This window comes from Pseudomonas sp. W5-01 (genome assembly GCF_046540435.1).
GTDB lineage: Bacteria > Pseudomonadota > Gammaproteobacteria > Pseudomonadales > Pseudomonadaceae > Aquipseudomonas > Aquipseudomonas graminis_B.
On record NZ_JAXCIP010000001.1, the window covers coordinates 370,074 to 386,391 of the forward strand.

Below are 16,318 nucleotides of genomic sequence, written 5' to 3' on the forward strand. Positions count from 1 at the left end.
TTCAGGCGTTCTTGTTCTTGGCTTCGATCCATTGGGACATGTACTGCGTGCTCTTGTGCTGATGATGGCGAAGCATGGCGCCGGTGAAGTGGGCCGCGCGATGGGCCTGCAGCGTGTCCCTCAGCGCCAGGATACGGTCGATCAGCACGGCGCAATGGCGGTCATGGCCAAAGCGCGCCGGCAGCAATTGCCAGCCGTCCTGTTGTGCCTGTTCCCAGCGCGCCTGATCGCTGTAAAGACTGACCGCCGCGTCTGCCAGCCCTTGCGCATCACAGGCGACGGCGCCAGGAAATGCCAGCTCGCCGTGCATGGCCTCGGCGCCGATGGGCGTCGTCACGGTGGGCGTGCCGCAGACCATGGCATCGATGATCTTGCCCTTGATTCCCGCGCCGAATCGCAACGGCGCCAGGGACACCCGCGCAGCGCCCATCACTTCCAGCGCGTCTTCGGCCCAGTTCATGATGTGAAACCCCTGGGCGGCGTTATGCAATGCCGCAGCCTTTGGCGGCGTGTAGGCGCCATACACATGAACCTGAGCAGTGGGCAGTTGCGCGCGAATCAGCGGCCAGACGGTGTTTTTCAGCCATAGCACGGCATCCCAGTTCGGGGCGTGGCGGAAATTGCCGATGGTGATGAAATGCGCCCGGTCTTCAAAGCTTCGTGGGCCAAGGGGCGCCTCGCGCGGCTCTCTTACCAGCAGCGGGACCCAATGGAGCTGAGCCGCGGGCACCGAAAATGCCTGGGTCAGCAGCCCGATTTCGACGTCGGACACCATTAGGCTCAGGTCACTGCGGTGGATCGCGGCGATCTCGCGCTGGGCCAGGTCAGTGGTCGCCATCCGGGTGAACAACTGATCCCGGGGTGTCTGGAAATAGTCAGTCAGGTCAGCGTCGGGCTTGCCGTCGAGGCGTTCCTTGACCGCCTGATGACGGGCATGGCGCAGGCTCTGCAAGTCGGAGCTCTCAAGCAAGCGAAGGGCGTTCGGGCAGTGCTTCTCCACCCGCCAGCCGAACTGCTCCTCCATCAGAAACTGGTCGAACAACACCACGTCGGGCTGCAGCTCATGGATGAAGGCGTCAAAGCTGCTGTGGTTGAGGGCGATGGCGACTTCCGTGATGCCCAGCGCGGCCAGGTCGGCCTTGTGCTCGCCTTCAGTGGCGGCGCTGGCGAAGGTGATCTGCCAGCCCTGTTCGAGAAAACAGTCGATGAGTTGCATGACATGCCCGCTGGCCGCAGACGATCGCGGCTCGGGCCAGACGTAGCCAATGATCAGCACATGGATCGGGGATCGCTGCGCCAGTTGCTCAGTCGCCAAGGATGCCCTTTACCTTGTCACGCAGCTGGTCGATGGAAAACGGCTTGCCGATATTGTGCATGCCCTCAGGCACATCAACGGAATCCGCGTAGCCGCTGGCGAACAGCACCGGGATATCCGGGCGGGCCTCACGTGCCTTGACGGCGAGGTCCTTGCCGTTCATGTCCGGCAGGCCCAGGTCGGTCATCATCAAGTCGATGGTCTGGCCAGCGTTGTGCAAGACCGCAAGGGCCTCGGCGGCATCTGCTGCTTCCAGCACGGTGTACTCAAGCTCCTCGAGGACGTCGACAATCAACATCCTGACGATGTTGTCATCTTCGACCACCAGAATCGTGCGGGGTGAATCGGACATGGCAATTTCCTTAATTGGGCAGGGAGCGCATCGCACGGCATCGGGGCTTACAGCGTTTCGCTGGGGGCGCAATTGTGCCAAGTTCTGAGCCGCAACAACACGATTCAATTGAGTGTAATGGCTTTTTGGCTGCACTCAAATGTACAGTGCCGGCCTGATTGTTCCCGATCTAATGTCAGAAAATTCAATCTTCTACGTCGTACGCTGGAGTTTTTGCCGAGGTTTGCGGCAAACTCCGTCGTTTAGACGAATCCGCCTGAGCCCTCGCGATGATCACCAACTCTGCAGTCGATGAGCAACGTTTCCGCAAACTGTTAAGCCGCAACGTCAGTTTACCTTTGGCCGTCGGCGTGCTGAGTGCGGCCTTCTTCGTCATTCTCATCTCTTATCTGTTGTCGGCCATTCAGTGGGTCGAACACACCGACCGGGTCATCAACAACCTCAATCGCTCGCTCAAGCTCTCGGTGGACATGGAAACCGGCATGCGCGGCTTTCTGCTGACCGGCGATGAGCGTTTCCTCGACCCCTACGAAGTGGCCAAGCCGGCCATCATGAGCGAGCTCCAGGGCCTTGAAGAACTGGTCGCCGATAACCCGGATCAGGTCGACCGCTTCAAGCGACTGGCCGCGCTGCAATCATCCTGGAACGACTTCGCCCAGGAGATGATTAATCTGCGCCGCGCCGGTGGCGACTATCAGACGCCGATCAAGGACCGTCGCGGCAAGCGCCTGGCCGACGAGATGCGTGATCAATACGAGCAGGCGGCCAACGTCGAGCACCAGCTGCGTCTGACACGCAACACCGACGTGACCCACACCACCGTGATGTCGGTCTCGCTGTACGTCACGTTCATTCTGATCGTCAGCGGGATTCTCGCCTGGGTCGGTCGCCGTGACATGACCACGCTGTCCAACACCTACGCCGCCAACCTGCGGGCGCAACAGCTGGACGCTGATCGATTGTCCCATGTCGCCTGGCTGCGCAACGGTCAGAGCGAACTGGCCGAGCAGGTGATCGGCCAGCTCACCCTCAATCTGCTGGGCCGCAACGTGCTGCATTTCTTCGCCCAGTACCTGGGTGCGGTCGTGGCGGCGGTGTACGTACGCCAGGAGCATGGCGGTCTGGTGCGCGTGGCGTCCTATGGTTTCTCCCGCGAGCAGGAACAGCACGAGCAGTCGATCTACAGCGGTGAAGGCGTGGTCGGAAAGGCGGCCGAGCAGGATCAGATCATCACCCTGGACAACGTCCCTCAGGACTATTTCAAAGTCACCTCCGGCCTGGGTGAAGGCTCACCGCGCAGCGTCGTGGTGGTGCCGACCAGCAACGATGACCACGTCAACGGCGTGATCGAGCTGGGCTTTCTTCGCGAGCTGACGCCCCGTGACCTGGAGTTCCTTGAGCTGGTGGCCGAGAACGTGGGCACCTCTATCGAGGCAGCCCGCTACCGTCAACGTTTGCAGGAAGTGCTCGCCGAAACCCAGCAGCTCAACGAAGAGCTTCAAGTGCAGCAGGAAGAACTGCGCACCGCCAATGAAGAGCTGGAAGAACAGTCGCGGATTCTCAAGGAGTCCCAGGCGCACCTGGAAATCCAGCAGGCGGAGCTTGAGCAGACCAACGAACAGTTGGCCGAGCAGAGCAAGGCGCTGGGCGATCAGCGTGATGCGCTGGACCGCAATAATGAAGAACTGCACATCGCACAGATTGAACTGGAAGCCCGCGCCGACGAGTTGCAGCGCTCAAGCAAGTACAAATCCGAGTTCCTGGCCAACATGTCCCACGAGCTGCGCACGCCGCTGAACAGCTCGTTGATTCTGGCCAAGCTGCTGGCGGAAAACCCGCAGGACAACCTCACCGCCGAGCAGGTCAAGTTTGCCGAATCGATCTACTCCGCCGGCAATGACTTGCTCAACCTGATCAATGACATCCTGGACATCTCCAAAGTCGAGGCCGGCAAGCTCGACATGCGACCGGAAAACAGCAGCGTCAGCCGCTTGGTTGAAGGCCTGCGCATGACCTTCGAACCGTTGGCGGCCGAGAAGAAGCTGGAGTTCTCGGTGGAGATCCAGTCAGGCACGCCGGTCTCGCTGTACACCGATCGCCAGCGCCTGGAGCAGATCCTCAAGAACCTGCTGTCCAACGCCGTCAAGTTCACCGAAAGCGGCACCGTCAGCCTGACCGTGTCCCGTCAGCCGGGAGAGGGCGTGGCCTTCACCGTTCGCGACTCCGGGATCGGCATCGCCGAGGAGCAGCAGGAGAGCATCTTCGAAGCGTTCCGTCAGGCCGACGGCACCACCAATCGCCGTTACGGCGGCACGGGCCTGGGGCTGTCGATTTCCCGCGATCTGGCCCGCCTGCTGGGCGGTTCGATCAGCGTGACCAGCGCGCCGGGGCAGGGCAGTATTTTCACCCTGGTCATGCCGGAAGAGTACGTCGAAGTCGAGCCTTCACAGTACGTCGAGGGGCCAGCAGCGGCTGTGCAGCCTGCGCCGGTTCCAGCCCGCATCACGCCGCCTGCGCCTGTCGCTGCCAAGCCTGCGGCGGCGGCAACACCCATTCCGCGCTTCGCTGATGACCGCGAGAAGGCGCCGTTCAGCAATCGCTGCATCCTGGTCATCGAAGACGAAGTGCGCTTTGCCCACATCCTCTACGATCTGGCCCATGAACTGGGCTACAACTGCCTGGTGGCCCATGCCGCCGACGAAGGCTTCGACCTGGCCTCTTCGTTTATTCCGGACGCTGTGCTGCTGGACATGCGCCTGCCGGACCATTCCGGTCTGACGGTCCTGCAACGTCTGAAAGAGCTGCCAAGCACCCGCCACATCCCGGTGCACGTCATTTCCGTCGAAGACCGTCAGGAAGCGGCGCTGCAAATGGGCGCCATCGGCTACGCGGTCAAACCGACCACCCGCGAAGAGCTCAAGGATGTCTTCGCCCGCCTCGAAGCCAAGCTCACCCAGAAGGTCAAACGCATCCTGCTGGTCGAAGACGATGCCTTGCAGCGTGACAGCATCGCGCGCCTGATCGGCGACGATGACATCGAGATCACGGCAGTCGGCTTCGCTCAGGACGCCCTTGATCTGCTGCGCGACAACGCCTACGACTGCATGATCATCGACCTGAAGCTGCCGGACATGCTCGGCAACGAGTTGCTCAAGCGCATGTCCATCGACGAGATCTGCGCGTTCCCGCCGGTCATCGTCTACACCGGCCGCAACCTGACCCGTGACGAAGAAGCCGAGCTGCTGAAGTACTCGCGCACCATCATCATCAAAGGCGCGCGCTCGCCGGAGCGGTTGCTTGACGAGGTGACGCTGTTCCTGCACAAGGTCGAGTCGCAGATGTCGAACGAGCGCCAGAAGATGCTGAAGACCGCGCGCAGTCGCGACCGTGTGTTCGAAGGGCGCAAGATCCTCGTGGTCGACGACGACGTACGCAACATCTTCGCCCTGACCAGCGCGCTGGAGCACAAAGGCGCCATCGTCGAGGTGGGGCGCAATGGGCTGGAGGCGATCGAGAAGCTCAATACCGTCGAGGACATCGATCTGGTGCTGATGGACGTGATGATGCCGGAGATGGACGGCTACGAAGCCACCATCGAGATTCGCAAGAACCCGCGCTGGCGCAAGCTGCCGATCATTGCCGTCACCGCCAAAGCGATGAAAGACGATCAGGATCGCTGCCTGCAGGCCGGTTCCAACGACTACCTGGCGAAACCGATTGACCTGGACCGGCTGTTCTCGCTGATTCGCGTGTGGTTGCCCAAGATGGAACGTATCTGAATGAACCGGATCAATTGACCGCCTTTTTGCCCGATCCAGAGTGTTGCCGATGCACCAAGAACGAGACGCCGATATCGAGTTACGCTTGCTCATTGAAGCGATTTACTTGAAGTACAGCTACGATTTCCGCGATTACTCGGGTGCGTCGGTGAAACGACGTGTGGCCCACGCGTTGCGTCAATTTGAACTGAAGACCATTTCCGCGTTGCAGGAGCGGGTGCTGCATGACCCTTCTGCGTTCATGCAGCTGCTGCAATTCCTGACGATCCCGGTCAGCGAGATGTTCCGCGATCCGACGCACTTCCTGGCGATCCGCGAAGAAGTCGTGCCGCTGCTCAAGACCTACCCGTCGGTCAAAGTCTGGATTGCCGGGTGCAGCACCGGGGAGGAGGTTTACTCGATGGCGATCCTGCTGCGCGAGGAAGGTCTGCTCGATCGCACCATCATCTACGCCACCGACATCAATCCCAATTCGCTGGAGAAGGCCAAGCAAGGCATCTTCTCCATGGAAAACATGCGCGCCTACAACGAGAACTACATCAAGGCCGGCGGCAAGCGGCTGTTTTCGGAGTACTACACGGCCGCCTACGATTACGCGATCTTCGACAAGACCCTGCGGGAGAACGTCACCTTCGCCGATCACAGCCTGGCGACAGACAGCGTGTTCTCCGAAACACAGTTGATCTCCTGCCGCAATGTGCTGATCTACTTCAACAAGAAGCTGCAGGACCGCGCCTTCGGGCTGTTTCACGAGTCCCTGTGCCACCGCGGATTCCTCGTGCTGGGCAGCAAGGAAACCCTGGATTTCTCCGGGTACAAAAACCAGTTCGACCCTCTGGTCAAACTCGAGCGGATCTACCGCAAATCATGAGAACGTCGTTTCCTTGCCCGTCCCCCGACCAGCCCGCGCTGCCGGCGGTGGACGCGATTGTGGTCGGCGCATCGGCCGGCGGTGTCGAAGCGCTGTTGAAGATTTTCCGCATGCTGCCCAAGGGCTACCGGTTGCCGATCGTTGCGGTGCTCCACGTGCCGGACCAGCGCCGCAGCCACCTGGCCGAGGTCTTCGCCATGAGCGTGGCCATGCCGGTCAAGGAGGCCGACGACAAGGAAACCATCGCGCCGGGCACGCTTTACTTCGCCGCGCCCGGGTATCACCTGTCGGTGGAGAATGATTTCAGTCTGTCATTGAGTCAGGAAGAACGGGTACATCATTCGCGCCCGAGCATCGACGTACTGTTCGAATCGGCTGCTGACGCGTACGGTAAGCGGCTGGCAGGGGTGCTGCTGACCGGCGCCAGCAGCGACGGCGCGCGCGGTACCGCAAAAATCAAAGAGTACGGTGGCCTCACCGTGGTCCAGGACCCGGCACAAGCGCTCGTGCGAACCATGCCCGAGGCGGCGCTTGCCCTTCATACGCCGGATTTTCTATTGCCTTTGCCCGACATTGGGTCCCTGCTTGTCGAGCTGGAACGAATTGCATGCTGAGTGAAATCAAAGCCAAACTGCTGATCGTCGACGATCTGCCGGAAAACCTGCTCGCCCTCGAAGCGCTGATCAAGCGCGAGGATCGTCAGGTGTTCAAGGCGTTGTCTGCGGACGAGGCGTTGTCGTTGCTGCTCGAACACGAGTTTGCGATGGCGATTCTCGACGTGCAGATGCCAGGGATGAACGGCTTCGAACTCGCCGAGCTGATGCGCGGCACGGAGAAGACCAAGAACATCCCCATCGTCTTCGTCAGTGCCGCCGGGCGCGAGCTGAATTACGCGTTCAAGGGCTATGAAAGCGGTGCCGTGGATTTCCTGCACAAGCCCCTCGATATTCACGCGGTGAAGAGCAAGGTCAATGTGTTCGTCGACCTGTATCGCCAGCGCAAGGCCCTGAAGCAGCAGCTCGAAGAGCTTGAGCACAGCCGTCAGGAACAGGAAGCCCTGATGCGCGAGCTGAAGTCGACGCAGAGCGAGCTGGAACGTGCGATTCGCATGCGTGATGACTTTATGTCGATCGTCTCCCACGAGGTGCGCACGCCGCTCAACGGGCTGATTCTGGAGACCCAGCTGCGCAAGCTGCACTTGGCCAAGGACAATGCGTCGGCGTTCACCATGGAGAAACTGCGGGCCATGGTGGATCGTGATGAGCGGCAGATCCAGAGCCTGATTCGCTTGATCGAGGACATGCTCGATGTGTCGCGGATTCGTACGGGCAAGCTGTCGATTCGGACCAGTCCTTTTGATTTGTCGGAGTTGGTGGTCAATCTGGTGGAGAGTTATTCCGCGCAGATCGCCGCCGCCGGCAGCGCGGTGACGCTGCATGCGACGACGCCGGTGATTGGGGTGTGGGATGAGTTTCGCATCGAGCAGGTGGTGGCGAATCTGTTGACCAATGCGTTGCGCTACGGCGCGCATAAGCCGATTGAGTTGCGCGTTTACAGCGAGGCCGGTGAGGCGCGGGTGGAGGTGCGCGATCACGGGATCGGGATCAGTCCGGAAAATCAGAAGCGTATTTTTCAGCAGTTCGAGCGGGTCGCGGCCAGTCATGCGGTGGCGGGGCTTGGCCTTGGGTTGTTTATTTCCGACCAGATAGTGGGCGCCCATGGCGGGCGGATCAGTGTCGAGAGCGAGGAAGGGGCGGGGTCGATGTTTCGGGTTTCATTGCCGCTCTGATCAAGATATCTAAGATCAAGATCACAAGCGTCTGCCTGGGGGCAGACTGTTTCGCCTTCGGCGAGTTACTTGTAAAAGCACCCCAAGTAACCAAGGGTGCCTGCTTCTGGTTGGGCCCTTCCTTCGTCAGGGTTCCTTCACTCCGGTCCCGCTCCGTGGGCCCGCTGCCATCCGCCATCCATGGCGGGGGGCAGCTCTCGCCGCATCCATGCGGCTCGGCCCACTCCGCAAGACCTGCGTTCAGCCTGCACCCAAGTCGCGTTCTGCGGTGTCTGGTCTATCGCGTAGAAGATCAACAGCAAAAGCTTCCCGGCTAAAGCCGGTCCTACAGTCGGAGCCAGTCCCACTGACTGAACGCGCTGCTGTTTAGTGGGACCGGCTTCAGCCGGAAAAAAGCCAGCCCAAGCGCCAACAATTTTGCTGATAGCACCCCCTACCTGTGGGAGCGAGCTTGCTCGCGAATGCTGTTGCTGTTGCTGTGCTCTGGATCTTCATACACAAATATCTCAGACGACGACAATCGCGACTTGGGTGCAGGCTGAACGCAGACGACGCGCAGTGGGTCGAGCGGCATGGATGCCGCGAGAGCGCCGTCAGGACATGGATGTCCGTTCGGCGCGGGCCCACGGAGCGTCGTCGGAGTGAAGGAACCCGACGCAGTCGGGCCCAACCGAGAGCAAGCACCCTTGGTTACTTGGGGTGCTTTTCCAAGTAACTCGCCGAAGGCGAAACAGGAGGCCGTTAGGCCGACCCATCTGGCCTTCAATCAAATAACTGAACACCCTGCGCAACCTCCAGCGCGGGCCATGGTCGTAATGGCAGCTATCTATAAGATCAAAGGCGTTCAAATGAGCTCTGATGCAGAAAATGTCGTACTCATCGTCGAAGACGAGCCGCTCATTCTGATGCTGCTCTCCGACTACCTTTCGGGCGAAGGCTATCGGGTGTTGCAGGCGGAGAACGGGGAGCAGGCGTTCGAAATTCTTGCCACCAAACCCCACCTCGATTTGATGATCACCGATTACCGCCTGCCCGGCGGCGTGTCCGGCGTCATGATCGCCGAGCCCGCCGTCAAGCTGCGACCGGAACTCAAGGTCATCTTCATCAGCGGCTACCCGGCTGAGATCGTTGATTGCGGCAGCCCGATCACCAAAAAAGCGCCCATCCTCGCCAAACCGTTCACCATGGAAACGCTGCACTCGAAGATCCAGACCCTGCTCAACTGATTCTGCTGCCCCTTAGATACAAACAACAAAGCCGGCAATCGCCGGCTTTTGTGTCAACCCCTCTCGCGTCAGCCCTCGATCATTTCCCGTACCTTGGCCGTCAGTTGGTCAAAGGCAAAAGGCTTGGTGATCATCTGCATGCCTTCTTCCAGGAACCCCGAGCGGGCACTGGCGTTTTCCGCATAACCGGTGATGAACAGTACTTTCAGGTCCGCGCGCAGCTGCCGGCCAATGTCCGCCAACTGCCGCCCATTCATGCCCGGCAGGCCGACGTCGCTGATCATCAGGTCAATGCGCTGGCTCGATTCCAGAATCGGAATCGCGCCGACCGCATCACCGGCTTCGACGTACGCATAACCCAGTTCGCTCAGCACCTGGCTGACCAGCGCGCGCACGGCCGGATCGTCCTCAACCAGCAGAATGGTCTCGCCCTCACGGGCCTGCGGTGTGTCGTTGGGCAGGGCGGGGCCCTCCTGCTGCGCCGCGCCCTGATAACGCGGCAGGAACAGCTGCACCGTGGTGCCGTCGCCGACCTGGCTCTCGATCGCGACGTGGCCGTGAGATTGCTTGCTGAAGCCGTAGATCATTGACAGGCCGAGGCCGGTGCCCTGGCCGATCGGCTTGGTGGTGAAAAACGGATCGAAGGCCCGGCTGATGACGTTCTCCGGCATCCCGCAGCCCGTGTCGCGCACACTGAGCACCACGTAGTCACCTGGCAGCAGGTTCTCGTAAGCGTTGGTGAAGTCGCGGTCGAGGCGGCGGTTGAAGGTCTCGATCATCAGCATGCCGCCCTCGGGCATGGCGTCGCGGGCGTTGAGCACCAGGTTGAGCAGGGCGCTTTCAAGCTGGTTCGGGTCGGCCTCGGCGGTCCACAGTTCCGGGTCCAGGCACATGTCCAGGCGGATGCTCTCGTTGACGCTGCGATTCAGCAGTTCACCCATGGAGTTGACCAGGTCATTCATCAGGACCGGCTTGGGGTCCAGCGACTGACGGCGCGAGAACGCCAGCAAGCGGTGGGTCAGGGCGGCGGCGCGATTGGCCGAGGTCACACCCAGGTCAATCAGGCCATCAAGGTCGTCGGTGCGCCCCCGTGCCAGACGGCGCCTGAGCAGTTCGAGGCTGCCGATGATGCCGGTGAGCATGTTGTTGAAGTCGTGGGCGATACCGCCGGTGAGCTGGCCCACTGCTTCCATTTTCTGCGACTGACGCAGGACTTCTTCGTTGTGGCGCAGCTGTGAAGTGCGTTCCTCGACTTGCTGCTCGAGGGTTTCGTTGAGCCGGCGTAGCTGCTGCTCGGCCAGCTTGCGTTCGGTGATGTCCGAGGTGACGCCGGAGAGCAGGCTGACGCGACCATTGCGCGCGCGGATCGCCCGAGCCCTGATGTCCATCCAGTGGACCGAGCCGTCCGGCCAGACGTTGCGGAACTCGATGATGAAATCGGCCCCGGTGTCCAGGGTGTGCTGAAGCACCGACTGCATGCGCGGCTGGTCTTCGGGGTGCACCGCGCTTAGCCAGTCTTCATAGGAGAGCGTGTCGCGCTCGTCCCAGCCAAAGTGCGCTTTGGTGATGTCCGAGCATTCCAGCGCGAGGAATTCAGTGTCGAGCTGCCAGGAACCCAGTCGCCCGGCTTTCAACGCATGTTGCAGGCGCTGCTCGCTTTCCAGCAATTCTTCCAGGCGGCTGCGGGCTTCATATTGTCGTCGACGCCCGCGGACGGCGGTGCTCACCAGGCTGATCAGCGTGGCAGGGTGGAACGGCCGCTCCAGGAACGTGACGTTGCCGAGCATCTTGCCCAGGTGCGCCGAGGGGTTCTGTTTCGGGCCGCCGTGGTGGGTCAGCAACACGATGGGGAAGTCCGACCAGGCCGGTTGATTGGCCAGCAGGCTGAGCAGCGGGTTGATGTCCGCGCTGCGCAACGCCTCATCGGCGATGATCGCCAGGCCGGCACCGGACATCAGCTCACTGCACAGCTGCGTCAGGTCGTGGGTGATGATCGCCGGATAGCCGGCTTCCTGCAGCATGGTCAGCGCGATCTGGCTGTCGCGTCCGAGAGGGGCCAGGATAATGGCCCGCTCCGATAACTGTCCCGGAGTGCTCACGCGTCGGTGTCCTGCAGCAGCGGGCTGCGATCACCGAGGTATTGCGGGATACCCCTCAACACGCCCTGAAAGGCTTCCAGCGGTTCGCCGATGGTCATGCCGGACGCACTGATGCGGTATTCACGAATGGTTGACTCATGGGTGCCTGTGCGTTTTTTGATGACGGAAATGGCCCGACGGACCTGACCCAGTGCTTCGAAATAACGCAGCAGGATCACCGAATCGGCGAGATAGGTAATGTCCACTGGCGTCTGCATGTCGCCGACCAGGCCGTGCTGGGCGACGGTCATGAACGTCGAGGCGCCGTGACGGTTGAGGTAGAGCAGCAACTCATGGACGTGCAGGACCAGCGCGTTCTCCTCAGGCATCGCGGCCTGGTAGCCGTTGAGGCTGTCGATCACCACGGTCTGGATGCCCATTTCGTCGACGCAGCGGCGAACGCGGTGGGCAAATTCGCCCGGCGACAATTCAGCGGCGTCGACTTGCTCGATGAGCAGGTTGCCGGTCTCTTCAAGTGCGTGAAGATCAATGCCGAGTTTGCTCATCCGGGTGTACAGCAGGCCAAGTTCTTCATCGAAGATAAACAGCGCGGCCTTCTCGCCGCGCTCCACCGCCGCGGCGGCGAATTTCAACGCGATCAGCGATTTGCCGGTGCCCGCAGGCCCCAGGATCACCGTGCTCGAACCGCTGTCCAGACCCCCACCGAGCAGGGCGTCGACTTCCTTGATGCCGCTGCTCAGCTGGCGGCTGACGTAGCCAGCCCGGTGCTCGGCCGCTACCAGACGCGGGAACACCTGAATGCCGTCGTCCATGATGTTGAAGTCGTGATAGCCGCCGCGGTACTTCTGGCCGCGGTACTTCACCACCCGAAGGCGTCGGCGTTCGGCGCCGTAGGTAGGCGTCTGACCTTCGAGTCGGATCACGCCGTGGGCCACGCTGTGCACGGTTTTGTCCAGGGATTCAGTGGTGAGGTCGTCGAGCAGTACGACGGTGGTGTCGTAGCGCGCGAAGTAATGCTTGATCGCCAGGATCTGCCGGCGATAGCGCAGTGAACTCTGCGCCAGCAGGCGGATTTCCGAGAGGCTGTCGATGATCACCCGCGAAGGTTTGACCTGCTCGACAATTTCGAAAATCTGCTTGGTGGCCTCGCCCAGCTCAAGGTCAGAGGAGTACAGCAAGCTCTGCTGATGGGCCGCATTCAACAAATCTTCAGGGGGGGTGAGCTCGAATACCGAGATGTTCTCGTCCAGCTCCCAACCATGGGAGCGTGCGCCATCGCGCAATTCGCGTTCGGTTTCAGACAGCGTGATGTACAGACCACGTTCGCCCGCCGCCGAGCCTGCCAGCAGAAACTGCAGCGCGACGGTGGTCTTGCCGGTGCCGGGCTCTCCTTCCAGGAGAAAAACGTGGCTGCGCGAAAGGCCACCCGCAAGGATGTCATCCAGGCCCACGATACCGGTTGCCGCTTTTGATGTAGTCAAGAATCGCCCTCTTGCGACCTGAGAAAAGGTCGGGCGCCGAAACAGGCCGGCTACCCAGGCAGACATGGCCGGGAACCCCGATTACATGCCGCCATCACTCTGGACCGTTACCGGCTGGGAGCGTTCAGTTTATTGCGGGCCGACCGACGGGTTTGCGAGACGGGGGGCAGCAGATTCGCGGTCCTGCAAATGGCGCAACCGTGGCCTGCGGGCGCACAGATTGACTTGCTATGATTCGGCGTCGAGGAATAAACCCCCATATGGCCCATAAAAGGATCTGAAGCCGTGTCTGACTACAGTGCGTTCAAGGTCGAACTGGTCGACCACATTGCCCACATGCAAATCAATCGTCCGGAGAAAATCAACGCGATGAACGCTGCGTTCTGGCAGGAAATCATCGAGATTTTCCGTTGGGTCGAGGACACCGACGACGTCCGCGTGGTGGTGCTCAGTGGCGCCGGCAAACACTTTTCTTCCGGCATCGACCTGACGCTGCTCGCCTCGGTGGCCAGCGAGCTGGGCAAGGACGTGGGCCGCAACGCCCGCCTGCTGCGGCGCAAGATCCTGCAGATGCAGGAATCCTTCAGCGTGGTTGATCGATGCAGCAAGCCGGTGCTCGCCGCCATTCAGGGCTATTGCATCGGCGGCGCCATCGATCTGATCAGCGCCTGTGACATGCGTTATGCCGCGGACGATGCGCTGTTTTCCATTCGCGAAATCGACATGGGCATGGCGGCGGACGTCGGCACCCTGCAGCGACTGCCGCGCTTGATCGGCGACGGCATGATGCGCGAAATGGCCTACACCGGCCGTAACGTCGGCGCCGAAGAAGCCCTGCGCATTGGCCTGGTCAATCGCACATTCACTGACCTGCCGCAGTTGCTCGAAGGCGTGTTCGCCATCGCCCGGGACATCGCCGGTAAATCACCCATCGCCATCAGCGGCAGCAAGCGCATGATCGGCTACATGCGCGATCACAGCGTGGACGACGGTCTCGAATACGTTGCCACCTGGAACGCTGCCATGTTGCAATCGGCCGACCTGAAGCTGGCGATGGTCGCTCACATGAGCAAACAGAAGCCGGTCTTCGACAATTGACTGACCTATTTGAATGCATCACCGACGCCTGCCTGTGAGTCTCCCTACCGGGCTGCAGACGGGCCCGTCGGTGCTCAGAGGAGTTGAGGCATGACGCCCCCGAAGCGTTGGACCACCGCCGTGCTTGATGTTCAGGCACCCGGCGGCTGGGCCGTGGTTCAGAGTGACCAGGGCTTTTTGAAAGACAGCAACGGCGTGCTGTTCCCCCGCGAATGGCTGAAGCGCCAGGCTCTCCCGTTACTGCACGAGCATGGCATTGGCCATTTTGACGGCGAGCCGGTGTACGTGCAGACCCTCCAACATTCGCCGGGGTCGGATCTGGCGTTGGAGGCTGAGGGTTCGCAGTGGCAGACCCTCCGTCAGTTCATGCTCGCCGACGACGCCGATGTGTTCCAGATGCTTGGCTACGCGGCGCAGATCAGCACTTGGGCCCGTGAACATCGTTTTTGTGGGCGTTGCGGTCAGGCGGCGCAGCAAGTGCCGGGGGAGCGGGCGATGTATTGCCCGCACTGCGATCTGCGCGCGTATCCGCGGATTTCGCCGAGCATGATCGTGCTGATCACCCGCGGCGATGAAGTGCTGCTGGCGCGCTCGCCGCGTTTTGTGTCGGGGGTCTACAGCACCCTGGCCGGGTTCGCCGAACCGGGCGAGTCTGCAGAGGACTGTGTACGGCGCGAGGTGATGGAAGAGGTCCGGGTCACCGTCAAGAATATCCAGTACAAGGGCAGCCAGTGCTGGCCGTTCCCGCACTCGATGATGCTCGGCTTCCACGCCGAATACGACAGCGGCGAGATCGTGCCCCAGGCAGACGAAATCGAAGACGCCCAGTGGTTCAGCATCCATGACCTGCCGCCGTTGCCGGCCAGTCGCTCGATTGCGCGCTACCTGATCGATCTGTATCTGGCCCAGCGCTCGGGCTCAGTTGAACCAGTGCTGCCAGGCCAGGCGGACGGTTAAGCCCAGCACCACGGTAATGAAGACAGGGCGGATGAACTTCGCGCCGCCCTTGATCGCGGTTCTGGCGCCGAGAAAGGCGCCGACCATCAGCGCCAGGCCCATCGACAGACCAATGACCCAGTCCACCGAGCCGTTGATGGCGAAGATCATCAGCGCGGCGGCGTTGCTGACGAAGTTCATGCTGCGCGCGACGCCGCTGGCTTTCACCAGATCGACCGGGTACATCAACAGCGTGCTGACCGTCCAGAACGCCCCGGTGCCGGGCCCGGCCACGCCGTCGTAAAAGCCCAGCCCGAGGCCTTGGGGCAGCTGCCATTTGGTCTTGATCGGCGCATTGCTGTCCAGCGGCGCCTTGGGCGTGCCGCCGAACAGAAGGTAAAGGCCGCAGCCGAACACGATCACCGGGAGCATCTGGTTCAGCAGTTCGGCCGGCAGATAATGCGCGACTACGGCACCGATCAGCGCACCCACCGCCGTGCCGATCAGGGCGCGTTTCCACTGCCCCGGATTGAACAGCTTGCGCCGGTAAAAGGTGTAGCTGGCAGTGGCCGAGCCAAAGGTCGAGCTGAGCTTGTTGGTGCCCAGCACCAGATGCGGCGGCAGGCCGGCAGTGAGCAGGGCGGGCGTGGTCAACAGCCCGCCGCCGCCTGCGATGGCGTCGATGAAACCAGCGGCAAAGGCAACGACAGCCAGCACCAGAAGGGTAATGGGTTCAACGGTGAGTTCGAACGGCATGGGAAGGCGCTTATCGGGCAGATGGGCAGAATGGCTGCCCGCAAGCTCAGCATTCTACCTGCAAGGCGCGCGGTGTAGTAGGACCGGCTTCAGCCGGGAAGGGGCCGGTTTGAACGCTCTCAATTTCGCGGTGTGGCGCCCGACGCCTTCGCGGCTAAAGCCGGTCCTGTGAAAAACGTGTGGTGTTGTCGCGGTCACTGGGGAATCAAATCCGCCCGAGCTTTTCCAGCGCCGCATCCGCCAGGAATGAAGATCGGCTTTTGACATTGTGGTCGCGGACGTAACGGTCGATACGCTGTATGACAAACCCCGGCAAGGTGACATTGACCTTCTCGGTCTTGCCCAGATAAGGAGTAATGTCGATCTCGACCATACCCCAGCCCATGTTTGCGTAGTCGTCATGATCGTGATGCGCCCTGGCCGACGACGGCATAGGCACGGGATGGCCGTCGGCGACCAACTCTTCAAGACAGATTTGGGCGACTTCGACCGCAGCGTTGTAAGCGTCTTCAAACGTGTCGCCAGCCGTCACCGCGCCGGGAATGTCCGGAATCTGTATGCCGACAGCCGTCGTTTCGTCGCCCCATTCAATGGCGATTGGATATTGCATGGTGTG

13 protein-coding genes are annotated in these 16,318 nt (G+C 61.3%); 7 read left to right on the forward strand and 6 right to left on the reverse strand.

Annotated features, from left to right (window positions below):
* Position 1 precedes the first annotated feature (1 nt).
* Both SLW75_RS01500 and SLW75_RS01505 read right to left on the reverse strand, forming a co-directional pair.
* Entirely contained in the window at positions 2-1,315 is a 1,314-nt protein-coding gene (locus SLW75_RS01500; RefSeq protein WP_410933321.1) for a glycosyltransferase, read from the reverse strand.
* A complete protein-coding gene (locus tag SLW75_RS01505; protein ID WP_369318135.1) occupies positions 1,305-1,667 on the reverse strand; it encodes a response regulator in 363 nt (120 codons plus the stop codon). Before SLW75_RS01505 ends, SLW75_RS01500 begins: the two co-directional genes overlap by 11 nt.
* Before the next feature lie 269 nt (positions 1,668-1,936).
* Between SLW75_RS01505 and SLW75_RS01510 the strand changes: the two genes are divergently transcribed.
* The 5 genes from SLW75_RS01510 to SLW75_RS01530 all read left to right on the forward strand — a co-directional run bounded on the left by SLW75_RS01510 (position 1,937) and on the right by SLW75_RS01530 (position 9,332).
* The gene (locus SLW75_RS01510; protein ID WP_410933322.1) at positions 1,937-5,446 is read left to right on the forward strand and encodes a response regulator; all 3,510 of its coding nucleotides are present in this window, start codon (positions 1,937-1,939) and stop codon (positions 5,444-5,446) included.
* A 49-nt stretch (positions 5,447-5,495) separates the two neighbouring features.
* The gene (locus SLW75_RS01515; protein ID WP_065991398.1) at positions 5,496-6,317 is read left to right on the forward strand and encodes a CheR family methyltransferase; all 822 of its coding nucleotides are present in this window, start codon (positions 5,496-5,498) and stop codon (positions 6,315-6,317) included.
* Positions 6,314-6,931: a chemotaxis protein CheB gene (locus SLW75_RS01520; protein ID WP_410933323.1), complete on the forward strand. Its 618-nt coding sequence runs from the start codon at positions 6,314-6,316 to the stop codon at positions 6,929-6,931. The genes SLW75_RS01515 and SLW75_RS01520 overlap by 4 nt, the downstream gene beginning before the upstream one ends.
* Positions 6,925-8,106 (forward strand): hybrid sensor histidine kinase/response regulator, encoded by a 1,182-nt coding sequence (locus tag SLW75_RS01525; RefSeq protein ID WP_065991400.1) that lies wholly within the window; start codon positions 6,925-6,927, stop codon positions 8,104-8,106. Before SLW75_RS01520 ends, SLW75_RS01525 begins: the two co-directional genes overlap by 7 nt.
* 848 nt (positions 8,107-8,954) lie before the next feature.
* A complete protein-coding gene (locus tag SLW75_RS01530; RefSeq protein ID WP_065991401.1) occupies positions 8,955-9,332 on the forward strand; it encodes a response regulator in 378 nt (125 codons plus the stop codon).
* 68 nt (positions 9,333-9,400) lie between these two features.
* Here the strand turns inward: SLW75_RS01530 and SLW75_RS01535 are convergent, their stop codons facing one another.
* Both SLW75_RS01535 and SLW75_RS01540 read right to left on the reverse strand, forming a co-directional pair.
* Positions 9,401-11,431: a response regulator gene (locus SLW75_RS01535; protein ID WP_410933324.1), complete on the reverse strand. Its 2,031-nt coding sequence runs from the start codon at positions 11,429-11,431 to the stop codon at positions 9,401-9,403.
* Complete coding sequence (locus SLW75_RS01540) at positions 11,428-12,912, reverse strand: ATPase domain-containing protein (protein WP_296308434.1); 1,485 nt, start codon at positions 12,910-12,912, stop codon at positions 11,428-11,430. The genes SLW75_RS01535 and SLW75_RS01540 overlap by 4 nt, the downstream gene beginning before the upstream one ends.
* 285 nt (positions 12,913-13,197) lie before the next feature.
* On the opposite strand from SLW75_RS01540, the gene SLW75_RS01545 reads away from it, so the two are divergent.
* Both SLW75_RS01545 and nudC read left to right on the forward strand, forming a co-directional pair.
* Entirely contained in the window at positions 13,198-14,010 is an 813-nt protein-coding gene (locus SLW75_RS01545; protein WP_410933325.1) for a crotonase/enoyl-CoA hydratase family protein, read from the forward strand.
* A 90-nt stretch (positions 14,011-14,100) separates the two neighbouring features.
* Positions 14,101-14,967, forward strand: a complete 867-nt coding sequence (gene nudC, locus SLW75_RS01550; RefSeq protein ID WP_065991405.1) for an NAD(+) diphosphatase — start codon at positions 14,101-14,103, stop codon at positions 14,965-14,967.
* On the opposite strand, the gene SLW75_RS01555 is transcribed toward nudC, so the two are convergent.
* Positions 14,929-15,702, reverse strand: a complete 774-nt coding sequence (locus tag SLW75_RS01555) for a TSUP family transporter (RefSeq protein WP_065991406.1) — start codon at positions 15,700-15,702, stop codon at positions 14,929-14,931. The genes nudC and SLW75_RS01555 overlap by 39 nt on opposite strands.
* Before the next feature lie 205 nt (positions 15,703-15,907).
* Positions 15,908-16,312, reverse strand: a complete 405-nt coding sequence (locus SLW75_RS01560) for a type II toxin-antitoxin system HicB family antitoxin (RefSeq protein ID WP_410933326.1) — start codon at positions 16,310-16,312, stop codon at positions 15,908-15,910.
* Between the last annotated feature and the right edge of the window lie 6 nt (positions 16,313-16,318).